This is a genomic window from Algoriphagus jejuensis (assembly GCF_039523455.1).
Taxonomy (GTDB): Bacteria; Bacteroidota; Bacteroidia; order Cytophagales; family Cyclobacteriaceae; genus Algoriphagus; species Algoriphagus jejuensis.
Genome location: NZ_BAAAFI010000004.1, coordinates 142,937 through 162,826, shown reverse-complemented (window position 1 = coordinate 162,826; position 19,890 = coordinate 142,937). Strand labels below are relative to the sequence as shown.

Sequence of the window (19,890 nt, the reverse complement as noted above, 5' to 3'; positions counted from 1 at the left end):
TGATCCGAAATTACTTATTTGAAGTCACAGGGTAATAGTTTGAGGTGTAAATTATCACATCTGATGGACGACTTTGTGTCACCTTGATCCGCTCAAAGACAAAAAAAGCTTGAGCGAGAAAGTCATGCTCATTGTAAGTGCTGACTTTAGTCATAGCGTGATTTTCGATTTTGAAAAGTGTCCCATAGGGTCCAATAATTTCATAGCCATTTACATTCTTTTTTCGCTTTATTTTATAGACTTCACCGCCGACAAACTCGAAGCGTGCATTGCCCCAGAAATAACTTCCTTTTCCCCTTGCGATCTGCAGCTTGGACTGCGGCTCTACGATACGTGCATTTTTGAGACTGGCATTATCTCGGTTGAAAAAAAGATGGAAGCTTCTTTCCTCTAACTCAAGGTCTGCGAATCGATAGCCCTGATCGATTTCCATCTTTGCTTGGGTTTCACCATCAGATGAAAAAGTCACTTCATGCATCGTTGGTTTCCACTCTGCTGTGGTCTGTGCTGCCAGTGGAGCAAGGCCAAGGAAAATTAGCGCAAATAAAAATAAGGTTGCTTTCATTTTAGTTATTGGGATGGTTATCGAAATTTTAACGTGTTTTTGTCCTGCCGGTTTAGGATCGAAAAATAAACTCTACCGAGAGAATTGGGCGCAGTTTTTTTTTGATAAAAATCTGTGTTCATGCTTTGCAAATTCCAATCCCTTTTTAAATTTGCCAAAGACTTATGAAAACAATCGCAAATAAATACTGGTGGTGGCATTCTTCAACTTTCCAAGGGGAAGTTCAGAAAGCCGTTGCTTAATTTTACATTGCGCACAACATAGTAGAAGGCTTACTGGAGTTCCCGGTAAGCCTTTTTTCATGCCATAAAAACAAGCCTAAATGAGCCACGTAAAATTTCCGATTCTGACCACTTACCGCAAGAGATTGGCAGATACCATTACTCCGGTGAGCATTTACCTACAGATCAGAGATCGGTTTGCGAATCCGATTCTGCTGGAAAGCTCCGACTACCATGGCCAAGAAAACAGCTACTCTTACATTTGTTTTAACCCTTTGGCTACATTCAGTTGCAACGCGGGTAAGGTTCAGGAAAAGCTCCCGATCGGGGACGTTTTGGAATACGAGGTGTCGGCAAAAAAGCGACTGATGGATTGTCTTCGAGCATTTGGAAATAAATTTGACCCCACACCGGACAAGTTTAAGTTCAGCACCAACGGACTTTTTGGCTATATCCAGTACGATACGCTGGCGTATTTTGAGGACATCAAGCTCCAAAATTCCAAGCCTGATACCACGCCAATGATGCAGTACTCCATGTACCAAAACATCATCGTGGTCGATCACTATAAGAATGAGCTGCATCTTTTCGAACACCGAATTGCCGGGGCCGAAAATCCCGAATACATGAGCGAAATCGAAACCCTGCTCAACAATAAGAACATTCCTGCCTATTCCTTCAAGAAAGTGGGAGAGGAGTTTTCCAACTACACCGACGAGCAATTTCTAAAGATCCTGAATAAAGGCCGCGAGCATTGTTTTCGTGGCGATGTGTTTCAGATTGTCCTTTCGAGACGCTTTACTACGGAGTTCAAAGGGGATGAGTTCAATGTCTATCGCGCCTTGCGATCAGTCAATCCATCTCCTTACCTATTCTATTTCGACTACGGTTCCTTCAAGGTTTTTGGAAGTTCGCCGGAGGCACAGATCGTGGTGCACAACCGAACAGCTACGATTTACCCGATTGCGGGGACATTTCGACGAACTGGGAATGACGCTGAGGATGCGGTGTTGGCGAGACAACTCTATGACGATCCCAAGGAAAACTCAGAGCACGTGATGCTGGTAGACTTGGCCAGAAATGATCTTTCTCGCTCTTCGGACACCGTGAAAGTCGATGTGTTTAAGGAGATCCAGTACTATTCGCATGTGATCCATTTGGTATCCAAGGTCACCGGGCAGTTGCCTATTGGATCCAATCCGTTGCAATTGGTCGCAGATACCTTTCCGGCAGGTACGCTCTCCGGCGCGCCCAAATATCGGGCGATGGAATTGATCGACCAGCTTGAAAACACCAGCCGGAAATTCTATGGAGGAGCGATCGGTTACCTGGGGTTTAACGGCGACTTCAATCATGCGATCTTGATTCGTTCTTTTGTCTCAGAAAACAATCAATTGCGTTTCCAGGCGGGAGCCGGAGTTGTTGCCAAAAGCTCGATTCCTTCAGAATTACAGGAAGTAGCCAATAAGCTGGAAGCTTTGCGGGTAGCACTGAGAGCGGCGGAGAAAATCTAATGATTTGAATACTTAAAAATTTGAAGACTGAAAAGTTATGGCAAAGCACGAGCGGTTCGAGTATTTGCCAGTGTGGCAGCACGCAATTGAAGTTGGATTGAAAATTTACCAATTGGTAGAATCAGAAAAACTATTGAAAAATTATCGGGCAAAAGATCAGTTAGTGGGTGCAGCAATTTCTATTTCCAACAACATAGCCGAGTGATTTGTGAATAACCAAACGCGTCAATTTATCCGCTACCGAGAAATAGCAAAGGGGTCAGGCGGTGAACTGCGGAGTCAATTTTTCTTGCTTTTCAAAGCAGGAAAAATAGAGGAATATAGCTATCAGGCCTACTATCAAGATTTAATCCATCTTTCTGGAGAATTAAAAGGGCTAATCAAATATTTAAAAGGGTTTGAGGGCGGAGGAGTTAAAGGAGCATAATGCGGTTCAAATCTTCCAATTTTTAAATCTTTCAATTTTACAATTCTAAAAATGAAAATTCTGGTACTCGACAACTACGACTCCTTCACCTATAATCTGGTCTATATCGTCAGACAGCTGGGCTATGGAGACGTAATGGATGTCTTTAGAAATGACAAGATCAGTCTTGAAGCGGTGGATCAGTACGACAAAATCCTCCTTTCCCCTGGTCCAGGGATTCCCTCGGAAGCCGGCATCATGCCCGAACTGATCAAGAAATATGCTTCAACGAAGTCTATCCTTGGCGTTTGTCTCGGCCATCAGGCGATTGGGGAGGCATTTGGCGGCAGCCTGATCAATCTTTCCGAAGTATTGCATGGAGTTGCGTCGAAGGTTTCGGTGAGGAAAGACTTGCTTTTCGACCAAATCCCCGATACATTTAGTATAGGAAGGTATCACTCCTGGGTTATTGACGAATCCACCCTTTCGCCTGACCTGGAGGTGATTGCGCGGACACCTGATCAGCAGATCATGTCGGTTCGCCATAAGAAGTTTGACGTCCGAGGTGTCCAGTTTCATCCCGAAAGCATCCTTACCGAAAACGGCGTCAGAATTATGCAAAACTGGCTGGAGTCCTGATTTAAGAGCTATCCATTACCCTATCACCCACCTATACTCATGAAAGAAATTCTCAATCAACTCATCGAACATAAGACGCTCTCTCAGGACCAAGCCCGAGAAGTATTGAAAAATCTCGCGACTGGCGCGTACAACCAAAGCCAGATTGCTGCCTTCATGACAGTATATCTGATGCGGTCCATTACGGTGGAGGAACTTCGCGGTTTTCGGGAAGCGATGCTGGAGCTGTGCATTCCGGTCGAGATTGCGGAGTACGACGCCATGGATCTCTGCGGCACGGGTGGAGATGGCAAGGACACTTTTAATATCTCCACGCTGTCTTCCTTCATCGTGGCAGGAGCGGGGCAAAATGTCGCCAAACACGGGAATACGGGAGTTTCTTCGATCTGTGGATCGTCGAATTTGCTTGGCTATTTTGGCTACGAGTTTACCAACGACATCTGTGAAATCCGCCGGTCTTTGGATGAAGCTGGTCTTTGCTTTTTGCATGCGCCGCTCTTTCACCCGGCGATGAAAAACGTCGCTCCGATCCGGAAAGAGTTGGGAGTAAAGACCTTCTTTAACATGCTAGGGCCGATGGTGAATCCCAGCTTTCCGAAGAAGCAATTGGTCGGAGTTTTCAGCCTTGAGCTGGCGAGGTTGTATGCGTATCTGTATCAAGAGATGGACGGCAGATTTTCGATTCTTCATGCCCTGGATGGCTACGATGAGATCTCGCTCACCGGGCCATTCAAGATGATTTCCAATCGAGGTGAAAAATTACTTCAACCTGAAGTTATCGGGCTAAAAAAGGTAACTGCGGAGAGTATCGCCGGAGGCAGTACGATTCAGGAGTCTGCCAAAATTTTCGAAAAAGTGTTGAAAGGAAAAGGGACAGAAAGTCAAAATTCGGTGGTGATTGCCAATGCCGGTGCTGCATTGGTGACTGCTCGGGAAGGTTTGAGTTTTCCGGATGCAGTTGCTTTGGCAGAGGAAGTGTTGCTCAGCGGTAAGGCACTTCGGGTATTCGACGGTCTGGTTAATCCCAAAACCTCAGTCTCATTAGCATAAAAATTTACCATGAATATTTTAGAAAAAATCATCGCTGACAAGTACCTCGAGGTCGCTGAAAGAAAAAGCTTGGTTCCAGTAAAGTTGCTGGAAGGCAGCGTGTTTTTTGAAGGTAAAGTAGTCTCGATGAAAAAGTACGTAACCAATCCCGAGAAGTCCGGAATCATCGCAGAGTTTAAGCGGAAGTCTCCTTCTAAGGGCGTGATCAACGGTTCGGCTTCGGTTGAGAAAGTCAGTATAGGATATATGCAGGCGGGAGCTTCGGCGCTGTCCATCTTGACTGATACGGAGTATTTTGGCGGGAGCAGCGATGATCTGAAAGCGGCTCGGAAGTTTAACTTTTGTCCCATCATCCGAAAGGATTTCATCGTGGACGAGTACCAAATTCTCGAGGCCAAATCCATGGGAGCGGATTGCATCCTGCTGATCGCTGCGGCCTTGGAACCTGCCAAATTGAAGTCTCTGGCGTCTTTTGCCAAGGGCCTCGGACTGGAGATCCTCATGGAAGTGCATGACGGGGCGGAACTGGAAAGAAGCCTCTGTGACGACCTGGATTTAGTCGGTGTCAACAACAGAAACCTGAAGACCTTTGAGGTCTCGGTGGATACTTCGCTCGCCTTGGTGGATCAGATTCCGGGTAATTTTGTGAAAGTCTCCGAAAGCGGCATTTCCGACCCCAATACCATGATCGAACTCAAAAAAGCAGGATTTGACGGCTTTCTAATCGGGGAAAACTTCATGAAATCCAGTCGTCCTGAGCAGGCCGCATATAATTTCATCAAAGAATTCAAAAAGCTCTCGGCTCAGGAATCCGAGCTGAGCAAAGCCTGATGGAACTCAAAGTCTGCGGTATGCGCGATCCGGAGAATATCCGGAGTTTGATTTCGGAAATCGAGCCCGATTGGATGGGTTTGATCTTTTATTCCAAATCACCCCGATTTGTACATGATGAGATGGCGCCGCAGATTTTGGACTTGGAAGTGAAAAAAGTCGGGGTTTTTGTCAATGAATCTTTGGAGGAAATCCTGCGAAAAATCAAACTGTTTGGTCTTTCGGCGGTTCAGCTTCATGGCAAAGAGTCGGCGGCCTTGGTGGAGGAATTGAGCAAGAAAACCAAAGCGGAGATTTGGAAAGTCATCTCTGTGAAAAAGCAGATAGACTGGGAAAGTCTCCGTGGATTTTTGCCTTTTGTAAGCAAATTCCTCTTCGACACGGCAACCGTGGAGCATGGCGGATCGGGTCGGAAGTTTGACTGGACGCAGCTGGAAAGATATCCTTTTGACAAAAGCTTTCTCCTGAGCGGAGGATTGGACGAGGCCAGTGCGGAGGAAGTTTTTGCTTTGGCACAAAAAATTCCACAGCTCGCAGGCGTGGATCTCAACTCCAAGTTTGAAGATGCACCGGGATTGAAGAACATCGAGCGATTAAAGAATTTTAAAAGCGACTTGGAACAGCCAAGGGCTAATAACCAATAACTTAATAACCATTTACTGATGATAGGTGTAGATGAAAAGGGCTTTTACGGCAAGTTTGGAGGGGCATACATTCCCGAGATGCTGTATCCCAATGTGGAGGAACTGAGGGAGAATTACGAGGCGATTATGGCTTCGAAGGAATTTCAGGACGAGTTCCGAGGCTTGCTCAAGGACTACGTCGGACGTCCGACTCCGTTGTATTTTGCATCCAGACTTTCTGAGAAATACGGCGCCAAGATCTATCTGAAGCGGGAAGACCTTTGTCATACGGGTGCACACAAGGTGAACAACACCATTGGCCAGATCCTTTTGGCCCGGAAGCTTGGCAAGAAGCGCATCATCGCCGAGACCGGCGCAGGGCAGCATGGCGTGGCCACGGCAACTGTTTGCGCGCTGATGGGGATGGAATGCACTGTTTATATGGGTGAAATTGACATTGCCAGACAGCATCCCAACGTGGAGCGGATGAAGATCCTGGGAGCAAAGGTCGTTCCTGCTACCTCGGGCTCAAAGACGCTCAAGGATGCGACGAATGAAGCCATGCGTGCTTGGATCAACAATCCAGTGGACACGCATTACATCATCGGTTCGGTGGTGGGACCACATCCTTACCCAGAGATGGTGGCGCGATTTCAGTCTGTGATTTCAGAGGAAATCAAGTGGCAGTTGCTAGAAAAAGAGGGCCGTGAAAATCCGGACATTGTCATCGCCTGTGTGGGCGGAGGCTCTAATGCTGCGGGAGCTTTTTACCACTACTACAATACGCCGGAAGTGCGTCTCGTGGCAGCTGAAGCCGCCGGTTTGGGTATTTCTTCAGGGAAATCTGCTGCGACCACCGCTTTGGGCAGCCCCGGGGTTTTGCATGGATCCAAGACTATCCTGATGCAGACTGAGGACGGTCAGGTAGTCGAACCACACTCGATTTCCGCAGGATTGGATTATCCTGGCATCGGGCCGGTTCACGCTCACCTTTTTGATGTGGGTAGAGGGGAGTTTGTTGCCGTAGAAGACAAGGATGCCATGGCCGCTGGGATTGAGCTGAGCAAGTTGGAGGGCATCATCCCTGCGATCGAATCAGCCCACGCGCTTTATGCTTTGAACATGATCGAGTACTCCAAAGACGACGTCATTGTGGTGAATCTATCGGGGCGGGGAGACAAAGATCTGGAAACGTATATTAAGTGGGGAAATTATTGAACGGGAGAACAAAGTATCAAGTACCAGGTACCAAGTAGAGAGGCAACCTTACCACGTTCCCACTTTGCAACCCAATTTTCTAATTTTTCAATCTTCAAATTTTCCAATAAAATCAAAATGAACAGAGTCCACTACTTATTTGCCAATAAAAAGGAACGTGTCCTTTCCATCTACTTCACCGCTGGTTTTCCAAATCTGGATGACACGGTTCCGATAATGGAAGCCATTCAGGCTGGTGGGGCGGATATCATCGAGATTGGCGTGCCGTATTCTGATCCCGTGGCCGATGGTCCGACGATCCAGGATAGCAATAAGATTGCGCTGGACAATGGCATGTCCATGAAGCTGCTCTTTGAGCAATTGAAGGGTTTTCGTGCCAAAATACATCTCCCGGTGGTGCTGATGGGCTACCTGAATCCGATCATGCAGTTTGGAATGGAGAACTTTTGCCAAAAGTGCAAAGAGGTCGGGGTGGATGGATTGATTGTGCCTGACTTGCCAATGCAGCAATATCTGGATGATTACAAGGCGATGTTTGACGACTACGGCATCGTAAATACCTTCCTGATTTCACCTCAAACCTCCGAAAAGCGAATCCGGGAAATCGACGAAAAAACTGACGGCTTCATCTACATGGTTTCCTCGCATGGAACTACCGGGGCGAAAGCCGGAATTTCGGAGCAGCAAGTCGCCTATTTCGAACGAGTAGCGGAGATGAATCTAAAGAACCCAAGATTGATCGGGTTTGGGATTTCAGACTCCGAAACTTTCTCCAAAGCGTCTGAATTCTGCAACGGAGCGATCATCGGTTCCGCTTTCATCAAGAAAATCAAAGAGTCCGAAAACCTTAGCGAAAGCATTCAGACTTATCTCCAATCTGTAGTGAATTGAAAACTTGCAGGATTTGAAAATTGAAATGTTTTCAAAACTCAAGCCTCTCTCTACATAAACAGGATCAACTCTACAAAAAGCCTCGTACCCCGATAGCTTTCGGGGCAAATATTACAATTCGTAAGACAATATGATTATCCAGCTTCAACCCGATATTTCCGAAAACCAAAAGGAAAAACTAATTGCCAAAGTCAATGAGATTGGCTACAAAACCACCGAGGTCCAAACCCAGTTGGGAGACTACATCGTGGGGATTGGCAAAAAGGAATTTGATATCCGCAAGATCGGCCAAATGGACGGAATCAGGGATATCCACATTGTCTCTGACGAGTACAAGTTGGTGTCCAAAAAGTGGAAAGCCAAGCCGACTTCGGTGGATTTGGGCGATAACATCTTCATCAAAGACGGGGAGATGGCGATCATCACTGGTCCTTGCTCCATCGAAACCGAAGATCAAATCCGCAAAGTGGTAGCCCACTGCGTGGAAAATGACATCAAGATGATGCGGGGGGGAGTGTTTAAGCCGCGCAGCAGCCCCTATGCGTTTCGTGGTCTCGGCATCGATGGACTCAAGCTTTGGCATGAGCTTGCCTCAGCTGCCGGTATCAAGATAGTGACCGAAGTGATGCAAACCTCCCAGATTGAGGAGATGTATCCGTATGTGGATGTCTATCAGGTGGGAGCGAGAAATTCCCAGAACTTCAACCTACTCGACGAACTGGGCAAGGTGGACAAAGCCGTAATGATCAAGCGTGGGATTTCCGGTACGATCGAGGAGCTGCTACAGTCTGCTGAGTATGTGTTCTCAGGAGGAAATGAGAAGCTGATTCTCTGCGAAAGAGGAATCCGAACCTACGAAAGAGCGAGTAGAAATACTCTGGACTTGAATGCGATTCCGATCTTGAAAGCAAAATCCCACTTGCCGGTGATTGTAGATCCTTCGCATGGCATCGGCATCCGAGCATATGTGCCTCAGATGGCATTGGCGGGTGTGATGTCCGGAGCGGATGGGATCATCTACGAATCGCATGAAGTTCCAGAGAAAGCTTACTCCGATGGACAGCAAACGCTGGATTTTGCACAAAGTGCAAGATTGGCGGCTTGGATTCGAGAGAGTTTCGCGATGCGAAAAGGGTTTGATCTGTTGTAATTGGCTGTTAAATACCAAGACGATTTGTAAAAACAGAAAGGCCTATCCCGAGCGGGATAGGCCTTTTGCTTGACTGATCCCTAATCAACATATCGCCATTTTTTAATGAAGTTCCTCGACCTGCATTTTGCAAACCGGAGTCAATCATTGGTCTAATTCGCCGATTTATGATCGAGCATCAAGCCTATCGAAGTCCGGGGTTTGAAGCCAGGCCAAGGTTTCTTTTCATCCGCTTGGTTGACCTCCAAATAGGTTTTGTAATCTTCCTTGCCCTTCAGGTGAATGCCCAAGAACGCGGTGACGAAGTGTTGGTTGATGTTGTTGATCCTACGCATATCCCACACCGAATCCGCATATCTCAAGTATTCATCCAAGTGGATGCCGGGGGCAAGGGATTCTGCCGGTGGAGGATTTGGGGCGGTGTTGTGCCGTGCATCGATGTAAGTCAACAAATGCCGGTCAGAGTTTACCGCACCTTCGTAGATTGCTTTGGTGCCATCTTCGTAGCCTGAGATATCATCCTTGCTTCCTGCTATAAATAGCGATGGCACTTTGATGCCTGCCAAACCCTCAGCGTTCCAGACGCCCCGCTGCATGCCCCATGGTGCAAAAGCCACTACTACCTTGATCCTTGGATCGATGGATGCCTGGTATTCGGCATTGCCGACACTGCGCTTTTCGAGGGCTTTACTTCCATTGGACATCGTGCCAAAAAGCTGCGCTGCCTGAGGGCTATAGCCTGCTCCGACCACGTTGATGGCCCCATATCCGCCCATCGAATAGCCAATCAAGGCGGTGTTGTCAGTATTCACCAGGCCCTTTAGGAAGGAGCCGTCTTGCTGACCACGCCGGGCGATTTCATTGAGGACAAAAAGATCGTCGAGTGAACGGTTGAGCAGGGTGCTGCTGAATCCGCCAGCATCTCTGAATGTGGCCTCCGTGTGGTCAATCGCAACCACGACATAGCCTTTGGAAGCAAGATTCTCTGTCAGATACGTCATCAAATACCGGGATCCTGTGTAACCGTGAGAGACAATCACCAGGGGGAAGGCACCTTCGCTGACGAAGGGTTTGGCATCTCTGTTGGCTCTGCCCAGGAATGTAATGGGAATAATCGGTCGATTAGGAGAGCCGTTCTGTCCCATCACATCCTCATACGAGATTAAGACATCAGACCCGGTTGCTACTTCCGCTGGGTACCAGACTTCTATCTTGAGCGGTCGATTGTAGAGTGAGTCCCCGCCTTTTCCATAGTTGAGGATGTCAAGCTGATTTTCGTGAATCAGATCCATCGTCTGTACTCCCACGGAGTAGCTTCCTCTTGCTGCAAGTTCCGGTGCGTCCGGCAATGGGTCCCCGTACACAAAGGGTTTGGTGGAGGACTGTCCAAAGCTTATTGAGAGCGTGCTTATAAATAGAACTGTGCTGAGAAATACTACGAAAAGGCGTCTTTTAGTCATTTTTGGGTGTTGGGTTTGGTTAATTGCCTATAAGATAAGGATTCCTTCGGAAGTAATTTTTCGGCTTGGGATTGTCGGTTTGTCCATTTTGTGATGGGGGATTCCGGTCTGTGAGACTCAAACCAAGACTTGTTTTTTTGCCCACATTTCGTTTTCTGGGAAAGGTGGATCTACAAAGGCTATTGCAATAGCCGAACCTTTAAGTATCTTAGCTTCATGAATCCGACACCAAGAACCTATGTGCATCATTCTTACCACCATCTTCGATGAAGGGGTAGGATTGCTATGGTTTTTTGGTGAAAAAATATAGAGGCCTATTCCCTGTGGAATGGGCCTTTTTGTTTTCGTCCTTGCGAGTGACGAAGGAGCGAAGCAATCTTGTTAAGACAAAATAGACTGCCTCGACTCGTTTCTGATCGCGCAGTGACGGAGGAGATCGCTTCGTCGTTCCTTCTAGCGATGACGTAAAAAGTAAATACAGAATATACCCAAATAGCATGAACATGACCTCAAAACCAAAAAACTGGGTCTTTAGCGACCCGAGACTTCAAAAGCTGAAACAAGACTACGCTGCTTACACCGAGGAAGACTTCAAGGTCTGGAAGATTCTCTTTGAGCGGCAGATGCCAAACCTACCGAAAGCAGCGTCAAAGGCATACCTGGAAGGGGTCAAAGCGGTGAAGTTTACCGCAGATCGGATCGCCAATTTTGAAGAACTCAATCAAGTCCTTGCCAAGACTACCGGTTGGGAGGTACATGTGGTGCCGGGCTTGATTGACGATGACCTGTTTTTTGGCTTGTTGAACAATCGGCGTTTTCCTTCCTCTACTTGGCTGCGCAAGATGGAGCAATTGGACTACTTAGAGGAACCTGACATGTTTCACGATGCCTTTGCACACATGCCTTTGCTGACCAATCAGCCCTATGTGGACTTTCTGGAAAAGCTCTCGGGCATCGCCCTGAAGCATATCGAAAATCCCTGGGCGATCCAATTGCTGAGCCGAATCTATTGGTTTACCATCGAGTTTGGCTTGATCCGGGAGGACGGGGAGCTGAAGATTTACGGGGCAGGTATCCTAAGTTCGGCCGGAGAGACTAAATTCAGCCTTTCAACCGAACCCGCGCATCTGCCCTACGATGTGCGGAGGATCTTGAACCAAGAATACTGGAAGGATCGCTTTCAGGACAAATACTTTGTAATCGAAAGCTACGAGCAGCTCTATGAGTCACTTCCGGAGATCGAGGAGGTGCTGGGGGAGATGCTTGAGGAGAAAAGACATTAGACATTAGACGCTAGACATAAGAAAGGCGAGTCTTGAATCTTGTGTCTAGCGTCTTGATACTTAGAAATGAAAACAGCAGTAATCAAATACAATTCCGGCAATGTGCAATCGGTGCTTTATGCGCTGGAGCGCCTGGGTGCCGAGGCGATCTTGACCGATGATCCGGAGCAGATCCGAAGCGCCGACCGCGTGATCTTTCCCGGTCAGGGTGAGGCCAGCACCGCGATGAACTACCTGAAAGCACGAAAACTCGATCAGTTGATTCGGGACATCAAGCAGCCTTTTTTGGGAGTTTGCTTGGGTTTGCAGTTGCTTTGCGAGCACTCCGAAGAAAACGATACCGAGTGCCTGGGGATCTTTCCGGTGAAGGTAAAGCGCTTTATCCCCGAAAACTCCCAAGAGTTTAAGGTTCCGCATGTGGGCTGGAACGAGTTGGAACACCTGGCGGACAACCCTCTACTAAAGGATTTGCCCGATTCCCGCTTTGTATATTACGTGCACAGCTACTATGCAGAGCTCAGCGAGGCGACCATCGCCAGGACGCATTACATCCACGACTTCACGGCCATCCTCCATCGGGACAACTACTGGGCTATCCAGGCCCACCCTGAGAAAAGCAGTAAGGTCGGGGAAAAGTTGTTAAGCAATTTTCTTTCGCTTTAAATACCCTTCGACTCCGCTCAGGGTGACATGGTTTGTCAGGCTGAGCGGAGTAGAAGCCCTCCAATTCAACCTATAAACCAGCAAGTCTTGATACTTAATACTTGCGACTTGATACTTTAAGAAATGCAAATCATCCCCGCCATCGACCTCATTGGAGGCAAGTGCGTTCGCCTGAGCCAAGGCGACTACAGCAGCAAAAAAGAATACCACGACGATCCGCTCGAGATGGCCAAGCGCTTCGAAGGCGCGGGAATCCAGCGTCTGCATCTGGTGGATCTGGATGGTGCCAAAGCCAAGAAAATCGTCAACGGAGCGGTGTTGGAGCGAATCAGCCAAGGCACTTCTTTGCAGGTGGATTTTGGTGGAGGGATTCAGACGGATGAGGAGATTGAAAAAGCCTTTAAACTGGGCGCAAAGCAAGTCACCGGTGGAAGCATCGCGGTGAAAAATCCGGAACTGTTTAAGTCTTGGATCAAGAGTTATGGTTCGGAAAAGATCATACTCGGTGCCGACGCCAAAGACCGGAAGATTGCCGTGGGAGGCTGGGAAGAGACTACGACAGTGGATCTGATTCCTTTTATTCAATCCTATGTGGAGTTGGGCATTCAGTACGTGATCTGCACCGATGTAGCCAAGGATGGTTTGTTGCAAGGCCCTTCGGTGGAACTCTATCGAGAGATTTTGCAGGAAATTCCCGGATTGAAACTGATTGCCAGTGGAGGAGTTTCCTCGGTCAAGGATTTGGAGGAACTTGAGAAGATCGGAGTTTACGGGACGATCGTCGGAAAGGCCTACTATGAGGGACGGGTGACACTGGAGGAATTAGTGTCATTTGTTTGATTCGAAGTTGTGAGGTTTAGTTTATGATTTACGATTTTCGATTTACGGCCTTCATTGTTTCTTAAGCATTTAATCCAGAGGGGGCCTAATTATTTAGAATCAGGATTGAAGTTCATTTTGCCCTCGTAAATCGTAGTTTTTAATAATGAATATCGAATGCTGAATATCGAATAATGAATTACCTAAATACCATTTCAACCAATGCTTACTAAGAGAATAATCCCCTGCCTCGATATCAAAGACGGTCGCACGGTCAAGGGAGTCAATTTTGTCGAGCTCCGCGACGCAGGGGACCCCGTGGAGCTGGCCAAGGTCTATTCCGATGAAGGGGCGGATGAACTCGTCTTTCTGGACATCACGGCCACCGTGGACAAGCGCAAGACGCTGGCGGAATTGGTTACCAAAGTGGCCAAGGCGATCACGATCCCCTTTACTGTCGGCGGTGGGATCTCCACCATCGAGGATGTGAAGCTGCTGCTAAATGCCGGTGCCGACAAGATCTCGATCAATTCCTCCGCGGTGAACAATCCGGGAGTGATCGACCAGATGGCCCGGGAGTTTGGTTCCCAATGCATCGTGGTAGCGATCGATACGCGGGACATGGATGGAATTGATTTCGTGCACACGCACGGAGGGCGAAAACCGACGCTGCTGAAGACACAGGCTTGGGCGAAGGAAGTGGCGGACCGTGGAGCGGGGGAGATCCTCCTCACCTCGATGGACCACGATGGGACCAAGGCAGGTTTTGCCAACGAGCTGACCGCTGAGATCTCCTCAGCCCTTTCCATTCCCGTGATCGCTTCGGGCGGTGCCGGGACGATGGCGCATTTCAAGGATGTGTTTACCTTTGGCAAGGCCGATGCAGCTTTGGCAGCGAGTATCTTTCACTTTAAGGAAATCCCGATTCCAGAGTTGAAAAGCTATTTGGCGGATGAGGAGATTAGTGTGAGGAGGTAGAGGCTAGTATCTAGTATCAAGACATAAGTATCAAGATATTAGAATCTAGAGTCAAGTATCAAGATATTAGTAGAAGAATAGTCGTATTGTCAGTATTTGGCCAAATGCCGTAGGCATGAGTCATTGACTAGCCAGCCATTTTAATGGCTGGAACTCAAGGTCCGAAAGATTTAAAAAAATGCCGTAGGCATGGCCGATAGGATTGTTCGTCTAGATTTTTGAAGTAAGATAATCCGCTATTGGTTGCAGATTTGAAGTTGAAATAACAAAGTGTAAAGCAAGGCCTGTCAGGTTTTTCAAAACCTGACAGGTCTGAACATACGGATATGAATATAGATTTTAATAAAATGGATGGCCTGGTGCCGGCAATTGTGCAGGATGCAATCAGCGGAAAAGTCCTCATGCAGGGTTACATGAACGAGGCCGCTTTGGCCAAAACCCAGGAAACTGGCATGGTGACCTTTTTCAGCAGGAGCAAAAACCGACTTTGGACAAAAGGGGAGACTTCGGAGAATTTTATGGAGTTGGTGTCTATCGCGGTAGACTGTGACGGGGACTCAATCCTGGTCAAAGCAAATCCCCGCGGGCCCGTTTGTCATACCGGAGCGGACACCTGTTGGAACGAAGCCAATTCCTCCAAGACAGGCTTTATCGACCAACTCCGGGCCATCATCAAAGACCGCAAAAACAATCCTACCGACAAGTCCTACACGGCATCTCTTTTTGCCAAAGGCATCAACAAAGTCGCCCAGAAAGTAGGAGAGGAAGCGGTGGAGATCGTAATCGAAGCCAAGGACGACAACAAGGAACTGTTTATGGGCGAAGCGGCCGACCTGCTCTATCACTACTTGGTGCTACTCGAAGCCAAAGGCTATGAGCTGGATGAGGTGATGGAGGTATTGATCGAGAGGCACCGGAAAAAGTGATTTTTTGGTTTGTGATCTGTGTGGACACAGGCCACGGTGACGGAATATGGTAGTGGTTTGTGAAGACACAAACCACGGCGATAAATTAAAGTGCTATTTTAGAAAATATGAACTCGGCTCTTACCTCAAGAATCACCATAAGTCCTGAACTCGTCGTGCTCAGACGTCCATTGATCCGCATACCGGAAGATGTTTAAATCTAAGAAAGGGAAGACCGAGGAGTTGTTGGCTAACTTTTCGAAAATCAAAAAAGGGAATTTCTATTTTAACAGTATAGGGAAATATTTTTTGAAGTGTGAAAAGACGTCAGCTTTTCAGGTGATTTCTGACAAGACCTATCAGGATCTGGATTTGGATGAGGTCTTTATGTATATAGATAGGACTTTGTCTAAAGTGGGGCAACAATTTCTATATCATTCGTTTCGAACCATTCCAGATAATTCAGAGCGATTTGATCGATTTGAACACCTGATTAAAGTTCTAAACGAGCATTCTGAACTTAAAGAGGCTGTGATTAAGCAGCTTTCCAAGCTTAACACAAATGAGGCTTATTATATCTCTTCTTTATTTCTCGAAGATCATTTTCAGAAACCCGAGTGGTTTTTTGTTGTGCCACTTCTTTCTCTAATCAGCGTGATCTCGCTGTCACTGTCCTTTTTTTTTCCTCAATTTCTTTTACTGTTGGTGCCTGTCTTGGCGGTCAACTATTTTATCCACTATTGGAATAGGGAGAGTTTTGTGCAGTATAGTGGGTCAATCCTTCAATTGTTGACGCTAAATCAGGTTGCCAAGGAATTCGTGAAAGCTGAAGTATTAGCAGAGGCAAATCAAGAAATAACCAAATCTATCCAGTCCATAGATGGCATAGGAGTTCGGATGTCTCTTTTTAAACTGGAGGCCAAAATCCAGAGTGATGTAGGCCAGGCTGTGGAAAGCTTGACGGATATTATAAAAGCGCTTTTTCTAATTGAGCCCATTGTATTCTTCAACGTGCTAAGGAAGCTTGACTCCAAAAGAAATGAGATTCATCGCTTGTATAAACTGATTGGTGAAATCGATGTAGCTATTTCTATCGATTTTTTGAGAAAAGAGCTTCCGTACTATTCGGTTTCAACCTTGACGGATAAGGAGAAGCAACTACGAGCAAAGGACATTTATCATCCTCTTCTTCTTGATTCTGTTGCAAACTCTATAGACATTCATCGGAAATCAGTGTTATTGACGGGTTCTAATATGTCGGGTAAGACCACTTTTATCAGGACCATAGGTATAAATGTGATTATGTCTCAGACGTTGAATACATGCTTTGCCCGAGAGTTTGCACACCCGCGATTAAAGGTTCATTCAGCCATACGAATCGCAGATGACCTCATGAATGATAAGAGCTATTATTTTGAGGAGGTGACTACTATTAAGAAAATGCTTGAAGAGAGTAGGTCTGGTGCTCAAAATCTTTTCCTGTTGGATGAAATGTTCAAAGGAACCAATACAGTGGAGCGAATTGCAGCGGGAAAATCTGTTTTGTCTTATTTGAATGAGGAGAATAATATTGTTTTTATCTCCTCTCACGACCTTGAACTGGCAGATTACCTTAGTGAATCATACGACCTTTATCATTTCACCGAAATTGTAGAAAATGAGAATATTCTATTTGATTTCAAACTCAAAGCCGGACAACTCAAAACTACCAATGCGATCAGAATATTAGAGTTGAATGACTACCCTCTGGAGATAATATTGGAAGCCCAAGAGTTGTCGAAACAAATCAAGGAAGAAAAAAACAATAAGCGGATTTTTTAATAAGCCGGAAACTCCTGCTTCAGTCCCTTGAAGTCATCGATCATCTCCCATTTCGGCTTGTAGTAGGTATTGAGCATTCGACCACTCACATTGCCGTTTTGGATGAAGTTCAACGCAGCCGCTACGCGAAGATCGCGCTCATCTCCCCAGGGGTATTGCGGAGAGTCACCCACTGAAAAATCCGCCGGGAAACCTTCGAAGTAATCCGCTTTGCCATCTGCATTGGCGATCGCAAAGGTGATCGGAACGAGCTCCACGTTATTGTTTTTCAGCACGGTGTTGTAGGGGGAAAGTGGGAAGGAGCCCACCGGCTTTCCGTAGGTGTTGTCACCGATCAAGACGACGTCTAGGTAAGAATCCAAGACATTGATCACCAATTCGGACGCCGAAGCCGATCCACGTGAGGTGATAAAGATGATCCTGTCGAGACTGATTGTACCGGTTTTAGCAAAAGAGCGGTTGCTGGCCAAATTGCTTTTCAGACTGTTGTACTTGTTGGTGTACATCAACTTTCCTGAGTTGGCAGTTTGGATAAGGTTGTTGAGAATTTGCTCAGCTACAGCTACAGATCCGCCGCCATTGTATCTCAGATCGACTATTAACTCTTGGATTCCGGCAGTTTGAAAAAACTCCATGGAGGTTTTTACCTCCGTGCTTTGTGTCGGGCTTAGACCGGCTGTTGCTTTGAAGCTTTGGTAAGCCCAATAGCCGACTTTTTTTCCATCCAGGTCAAAGACTTTCTTTTCCAAAACCGAATTGGATTGATACTCGGCTTTGATGTTGGTGCGAGTCGTGGTCGTGCCATCAGGAAGTCTGAAGGTAAATGTATTGGTGATTCCCGGATCTGAAGTGCCAAGTTTGAAGTCGTAGCCTCCATTTGAAAGCTTGTATTCCGGGATCGTTTTGCCGTTGATTTGTGTAATCTCCCAGCCTCTTTTCCAGCCGTCTTTTCCCGCAGGGGATTCTTCGAATACGAAGGAAAGAAACATCTTTTCATCCGCGGAAAATGCGTAGCCAAAACCATGGCCCGCATTTTTTCCCACAAAGGAATTGTTAAATGCCTCCTGCGTGGTCAGATAAGAAAATCGATCCAAAGGCTTAAAGGCGATCGCATCCAGCAACTCTTCGTTGGTTGAAAATTGCGAGTAGTCCACCGTGGCCGGAAGTTCCTCATTCCAGAAATACCACTCATTCATCGATTCGAAGATCGCCGTTTTGACCTCCAAATCGGTGCGATCGGGCATTGGGTCATCTTTTGGATCACAGGACCAAAAGCCGACGAACAGAAAACCGAATATCCAAGGAAGATTTTTCATGAGGATGCTTTTTTTAGAAAGATACGTTCCTTGCGGAGTATTTGGTTTATCAGATCGCGATGTCGTAGACCTTTACGGTTTTCCACATCTTGGAGTACTTCTCGATAAACTCCAGGTGAAGCGGCTCGGTTTGATAGGCCAACTGATCTTCGAGGCTATCGAAAAATGCCGTGCAGCAGACCTGCCAGGAGTGATCGACGACATCTCTTTTTTCAGTTTCAGCAGGTACTCCCGCGATAAATTTGCCAACGGTCGGACATTTTCCAAGCATGGGAACGGCTTTTGTCAAAAACTCTTGTGTGTCAGCGACGTCGTGCAGCCAGAAGTAGACCTGGTGAATCATTTTTTGTTTTGCCATAGTAGTAGCGAAGGTGTTGATAGGTAAGGAGGCGGCAGCGGCTGCCAGTCCTAGGGTTTGAATTGCTTTTCTTCGGGTAGTCATGATAGGTTTCGGTAGATGGCCGGAGTGGATCTTAGTCCCGTCTCACAAAGCGAGTTAAAGATAAAAATATAAATCGCTTTTCTGCGGCGGAAGCACCTTGGTTCCAAATGAAAAAAACCGGAGGCTTGCCTCCGGTCTTATTGGTTTAGAGCACGACTCTGTTTTGTATGTTTTTGAAATACTTGTTTTCTTTCGAAATCAGGTAGTAGTTGGTGATGATCTTGTCATTTCGCTCCATCAAAATCACGACCTCCGAATCCGCCCGGATGACTTTCAATTCCCTGGTTTTGGTTGGGATTTGAGAGGACGACACGTAGACTCCATCTTCCTTTTCCGTGATTTTGTCAAACTCAAACATCAGAGGCTTCCGGTTTTTGTCGTAGGCTGTTGAGATCTCCCGGGTCGCATTCCAGTCGTTTCTGTTGAGCCGGTGTGTCTGGTAGTGGTGGTAGCTTTCACCAGCCAATATCGCGATTACTGCTTGGTTGTCGAGCGTTTCCGTGCTATACCCAGTTCCGGTGAACGTCGTTTGAGTGGAGTTGCCCGCTTGGTTTTCTCCCCCGTACTGGTTTCCTCGTTGGTAGACATTTCCGACGAAAACGACATTTGCCCCGAGCATGGCAGCCTCGGCCCTGAGTTTTTCCAAGGCTCTGTTTTTCACGTTGTTGATTGAGGAAAGCGTCGTCACTCCGGTGGCTTTGCTGAAAAGCTCGCCTTTGGGGTGGAGTCCCGCGATGTCTTCCGGATTGTAGGTGATGTAAACATCCTGTGCGTCATCAAGCCCATTTACCGGCTTAAAGGGACTTTCGAATGTCTCCGCTCTGCCGCTGGCGTACTCGATTTTGGTCACCTGGTGCTTGCTGACACTGTAGAGCGTGTTTTCGTTTGGGTAGCTGTATTTGATGGTATTGAATCCTACCTCTTTTACTTGGACTTCTTTAGGCCCGTCAAGGAGATAAAGGACATCGTTTTTGCTTTGCGCAAATGATGCAGTGGAAAATGCAAGCGTTACTAAAAAGACTGAAAAGAGTTTGTTCATCGGGTGGAAATTTGAATTTAGTTTTATTGACGGAAGTTTAGGGATAAAGTTTTTGT

At 46.9% G+C, this 19,890-nt stretch carries 19 protein-coding genes and 1 pseudogene; 15 read left to right on the top strand and 5 right to left on the bottom strand.

Translation table 11 applies throughout. The features are described 5' to 3' along the window. Window positions 1-10: 10 nt before the first annotated feature. Window positions 11-565: a hypothetical protein gene (locus ABD031_RS06180; protein ID WP_343849503.1), complete on the bottom strand. Its 555-nt coding sequence runs from the start codon at window positions 563-565 to the stop codon at window positions 11-13. A 322-nt stretch (window positions 566-887) separates the two neighbouring features. Here ABD031_RS06180 and ABD031_RS06175 point away from each other — a divergent pair, with 322 nt between their 5' ends. The 9 genes and pseudogenes from ABD031_RS06175 to aroF all read left to right on the top strand — a co-directional run bounded on the left by ABD031_RS06175 (window position 888) and on the right by aroF (window position 9,108). Further along, window positions 888-2,300, top strand: coding sequence for an anthranilate synthase component I family protein (locus tag ABD031_RS06175; protein ID WP_343849502.1), 1,413 nt, complete (start codon window positions 888-890; stop codon window positions 2,298-2,300). Window positions 2,301-2,337: 37 nt separating this feature from the next. Next, a pseudogene (locus ABD031_RS06170) lies at window positions 2,338-2,727 on the top strand (four helix bundle protein). A 51-nt stretch (window positions 2,728-2,778) separates the two neighbouring features. Next, a complete protein-coding gene (locus tag ABD031_RS06165) occupies window positions 2,779-3,345 on the top strand; it encodes an anthranilate synthase component II (RefSeq protein ID WP_343849500.1) in 567 nt (188 codons plus the stop codon). Between the two features lie 39 nt (window positions 3,346-3,384). Further along, the gene (gene trpD, locus ABD031_RS06160) at window positions 3,385-4,395 is read left to right on the top strand and encodes an anthranilate phosphoribosyltransferase (RefSeq protein ID WP_343849498.1); all 1,011 of its coding nucleotides are present in this window, start codon (window positions 3,385-3,387) and stop codon (window positions 4,393-4,395) included. A gap of 9 nt (window positions 4,396-4,404) precedes the next feature. Continuing rightward, complete coding sequence (gene trpC / locus ABD031_RS06155; RefSeq protein ID WP_343849496.1) at window positions 4,405-5,226, top strand: indole-3-glycerol phosphate synthase TrpC; 822 nt, start codon at window positions 4,405-4,407, stop codon at window positions 5,224-5,226. Next, window positions 5,226-5,870, top strand: a complete 645-nt coding sequence (locus ABD031_RS06150) for a phosphoribosylanthranilate isomerase (protein WP_343849494.1) — start codon at window positions 5,226-5,228, stop codon at window positions 5,868-5,870. The genes trpC and ABD031_RS06150 overlap by 1 nt, the downstream gene beginning before the upstream one ends. A gap of 18 nt (window positions 5,871-5,888) precedes the next feature. Then, a complete protein-coding gene (trpB, locus tag ABD031_RS06145) occupies window positions 5,889-7,067 on the top strand; it encodes a tryptophan synthase subunit beta (protein WP_343849493.1) in 1,179 nt (392 codons plus the stop codon). Between the two features lie 117 nt (window positions 7,068-7,184). Beyond that, window positions 7,185-7,958, top strand: a complete 774-nt coding sequence (gene trpA, locus ABD031_RS06140; RefSeq protein WP_343849491.1) for a tryptophan synthase subunit alpha — start codon at window positions 7,185-7,187, stop codon at window positions 7,956-7,958. Window positions 7,959-8,088: 130 nt separating this feature from the next. Beyond that, window positions 8,089-9,108: a 3-deoxy-7-phosphoheptulonate synthase gene (gene aroF / locus ABD031_RS06135; RefSeq protein WP_343849490.1), complete on the top strand. Its 1,020-nt coding sequence runs from the start codon at window positions 8,089-8,091 to the stop codon at window positions 9,106-9,108. A gap of 152 nt (window positions 9,109-9,260) precedes the next feature. Here aroF and ABD031_RS06130 read toward each other — a convergent pair whose 3' ends face one another. After that, on the bottom strand, window positions 9,261-10,568 hold the full coding sequence (locus tag ABD031_RS06130) for an alpha/beta hydrolase family protein (protein ID WP_343849489.1): 1,308 nt from the start codon (window positions 10,566-10,568) through the stop codon (window positions 9,261-9,263). Between the two features lie 503 nt (window positions 10,569-11,071). Here ABD031_RS06130 and ABD031_RS06125 point away from each other — a divergent pair. The 6 genes from ABD031_RS06125 to ABD031_RS06100 all read left to right on the top strand — a co-directional run bounded on the left by ABD031_RS06125 (window position 11,072) and on the right by ABD031_RS06100 (window position 17,037). Beyond that, entirely contained in the window at window positions 11,072-11,851 is a 780-nt protein-coding gene (locus ABD031_RS06125) for a phenylalanine 4-monooxygenase (protein ID WP_343849487.1), read from the top strand. 66 nt (window positions 11,852-11,917) lie between these two features. Continuing rightward, complete coding sequence (gene hisH, locus ABD031_RS06120; RefSeq protein ID WP_343849486.1) at window positions 11,918-12,514, top strand: imidazole glycerol phosphate synthase subunit HisH; 597 nt, start codon at window positions 11,918-11,920, stop codon at window positions 12,512-12,514. Between the two features lie 123 nt (window positions 12,515-12,637). After that, the gene (hisA, locus tag ABD031_RS06115) at window positions 12,638-13,354 is read left to right on the top strand and encodes a 1-(5-phosphoribosyl)-5-[(5-phosphoribosylamino)methylideneamino]imidazole-4-carboxamide isomerase (RefSeq protein WP_343849484.1); all 717 of its coding nucleotides are present in this window, start codon (window positions 12,638-12,640) and stop codon (window positions 13,352-13,354) included. A gap of 201 nt (window positions 13,355-13,555) precedes the next feature. Continuing rightward, on the top strand, window positions 13,556-14,311 hold the full coding sequence (gene hisF, locus ABD031_RS06110; protein ID WP_343849483.1) for an imidazole glycerol phosphate synthase subunit HisF: 756 nt from the start codon (window positions 13,556-13,558) through the stop codon (window positions 14,309-14,311). A 284-nt stretch (window positions 14,312-14,595) separates the two neighbouring features. After that, window positions 14,596-15,237: a bifunctional phosphoribosyl-AMP cyclohydrolase/phosphoribosyl-ATP diphosphatase HisIE gene (gene hisIE, locus ABD031_RS06105; RefSeq protein ID WP_343849664.1), complete on the top strand. Its 642-nt coding sequence runs from the start codon at window positions 14,596-14,598 to the stop codon at window positions 15,235-15,237. Window positions 15,238-15,462: 225 nt separating this feature from the next. After that, window positions 15,463-17,037, top strand: coding sequence for a MutS-related protein (locus tag ABD031_RS06100; RefSeq protein WP_343849481.1), 1,575 nt, complete (start codon window positions 15,463-15,465; stop codon window positions 17,035-17,037). On the opposite strand, the gene ABD031_RS06095 is transcribed toward ABD031_RS06100, so the two are convergent. The 3 genes from ABD031_RS06095 to ABD031_RS06085 form a co-directional block, all read right to left on the bottom strand. Beyond that, entirely contained in the window at window positions 17,034-18,353 is a 1,320-nt protein-coding gene (locus ABD031_RS06095; protein WP_343849480.1) for a S41 family peptidase, read from the bottom strand. The genes ABD031_RS06100 and ABD031_RS06095 overlap by 4 nt on opposite strands. A 49-nt stretch (window positions 18,354-18,402) precedes the next feature. Further along, window positions 18,403-18,795 carry a Dabb family protein gene (locus ABD031_RS06090; protein WP_343849479.1) on the bottom strand — a complete coding sequence of 131 codons (393 nt, stop codon included), beginning with the start codon at window positions 18,793-18,795 and terminating at the stop codon, window positions 18,403-18,405. A 145-nt stretch (window positions 18,796-18,940) separates the two neighbouring features. Further along, window positions 18,941-19,834, bottom strand: a complete 894-nt coding sequence (locus ABD031_RS06085) for a hypothetical protein (RefSeq protein WP_343849477.1) — start codon at window positions 19,832-19,834, stop codon at window positions 18,941-18,943. Between the last annotated feature and the right edge of the window lie 56 nt (window positions 19,835-19,890).

Excerpts from the sequence above, each read along its gene's own strand:
- ABD031_RS06095 (WP_343849480.1), bottom strand. The coding sequence starts at position 18,353 with ATGAAAAATCTTCCTTGGATATTCGGTTTTCTGTTCGTCGGCTTTTGG.
- hisF (WP_343849483.1), top strand. The coding sequence starts at position 13,556 with ATGCTTACTAAGAGAATAATCCCCTGCCTCGATATCAAAGACGGTCGC.
- ABD031_RS06125 (WP_343849487.1), top strand. The coding sequence starts at position 11,072 with ATGACCTCAAAACCAAAAAACTGGGTCTTTAGCGACCCGAGACTTCAA.
- trpA (WP_343849491.1), top strand. The coding sequence starts at position 7,185 with ATGAACAGAGTCCACTACTTATTTGCCAATAAAAAGGAACGTGTCCTT.
- trpB (WP_343849493.1), top strand. The coding sequence starts at position 5,889 with ATGATAGGTGTAGATGAAAAGGGCTTTTACGGCAAGTTTGGAGGGGCA.
- trpC (WP_343849496.1), top strand. The coding sequence starts at position 4,405 with ATGAATATTTTAGAAAAAATCATCGCTGACAAGTACCTCGAGGTCGCT.
- ABD031_RS06090 (WP_343849479.1), bottom strand. The coding sequence starts at position 18,795 with ATGACTACCCGAAGAAAAGCAATTCAAACCCTAGGACTGGCAGCCGCT.
- ABD031_RS06180 (WP_343849503.1), bottom strand. The coding sequence starts at position 565 with ATGAAAGCAACCTTATTTTTATTTGCGCTAATTTTCCTTGGCCTTGCT.
- aroF (WP_343849490.1), top strand. The coding sequence starts at position 8,089 with ATGATTATCCAGCTTCAACCCGATATTTCCGAAAACCAAAAGGAAAAA.
- ABD031_RS06175 (WP_343849502.1), top strand. The coding sequence starts at position 888 with ATGAGCCACGTAAAATTTCCGATTCTGACCACTTACCGCAAGAGATTG.
- hisH (WP_343849486.1), top strand. The coding sequence starts at position 11,918 with ATGAAAACAGCAGTAATCAAATACAATTCCGGCAATGTGCAATCGGTG.
- trpD (WP_343849498.1), top strand. The coding sequence starts at position 3,385 with ATGAAAGAAATTCTCAATCAACTCATCGAACATAAGACGCTCTCTCAG.
- ABD031_RS06150 (WP_343849494.1), top strand. The coding sequence starts at position 5,226 with ATGGAACTCAAAGTCTGCGGTATGCGCGATCCGGAGAATATCCGGAGT.
- ABD031_RS06085 (WP_343849477.1), bottom strand. The coding sequence starts at position 19,834 with ATGAACAAACTCTTTTCAGTCTTTTTAGTAACGCTTGCATTTTCCACT.
- ABD031_RS06165 (WP_343849500.1), top strand. The coding sequence starts at position 2,779 with ATGAAAATTCTGGTACTCGACAACTACGACTCCTTCACCTATAATCTG.
- ABD031_RS06130 (WP_343849489.1), bottom strand. The coding sequence starts at position 10,568 with ATGACTAAAAGACGCCTTTTCGTAGTATTTCTCAGCACAGTTCTATTT.
- hisA (WP_343849484.1), top strand. The coding sequence starts at position 12,638 with ATGCAAATCATCCCCGCCATCGACCTCATTGGAGGCAAGTGCGTTCGC.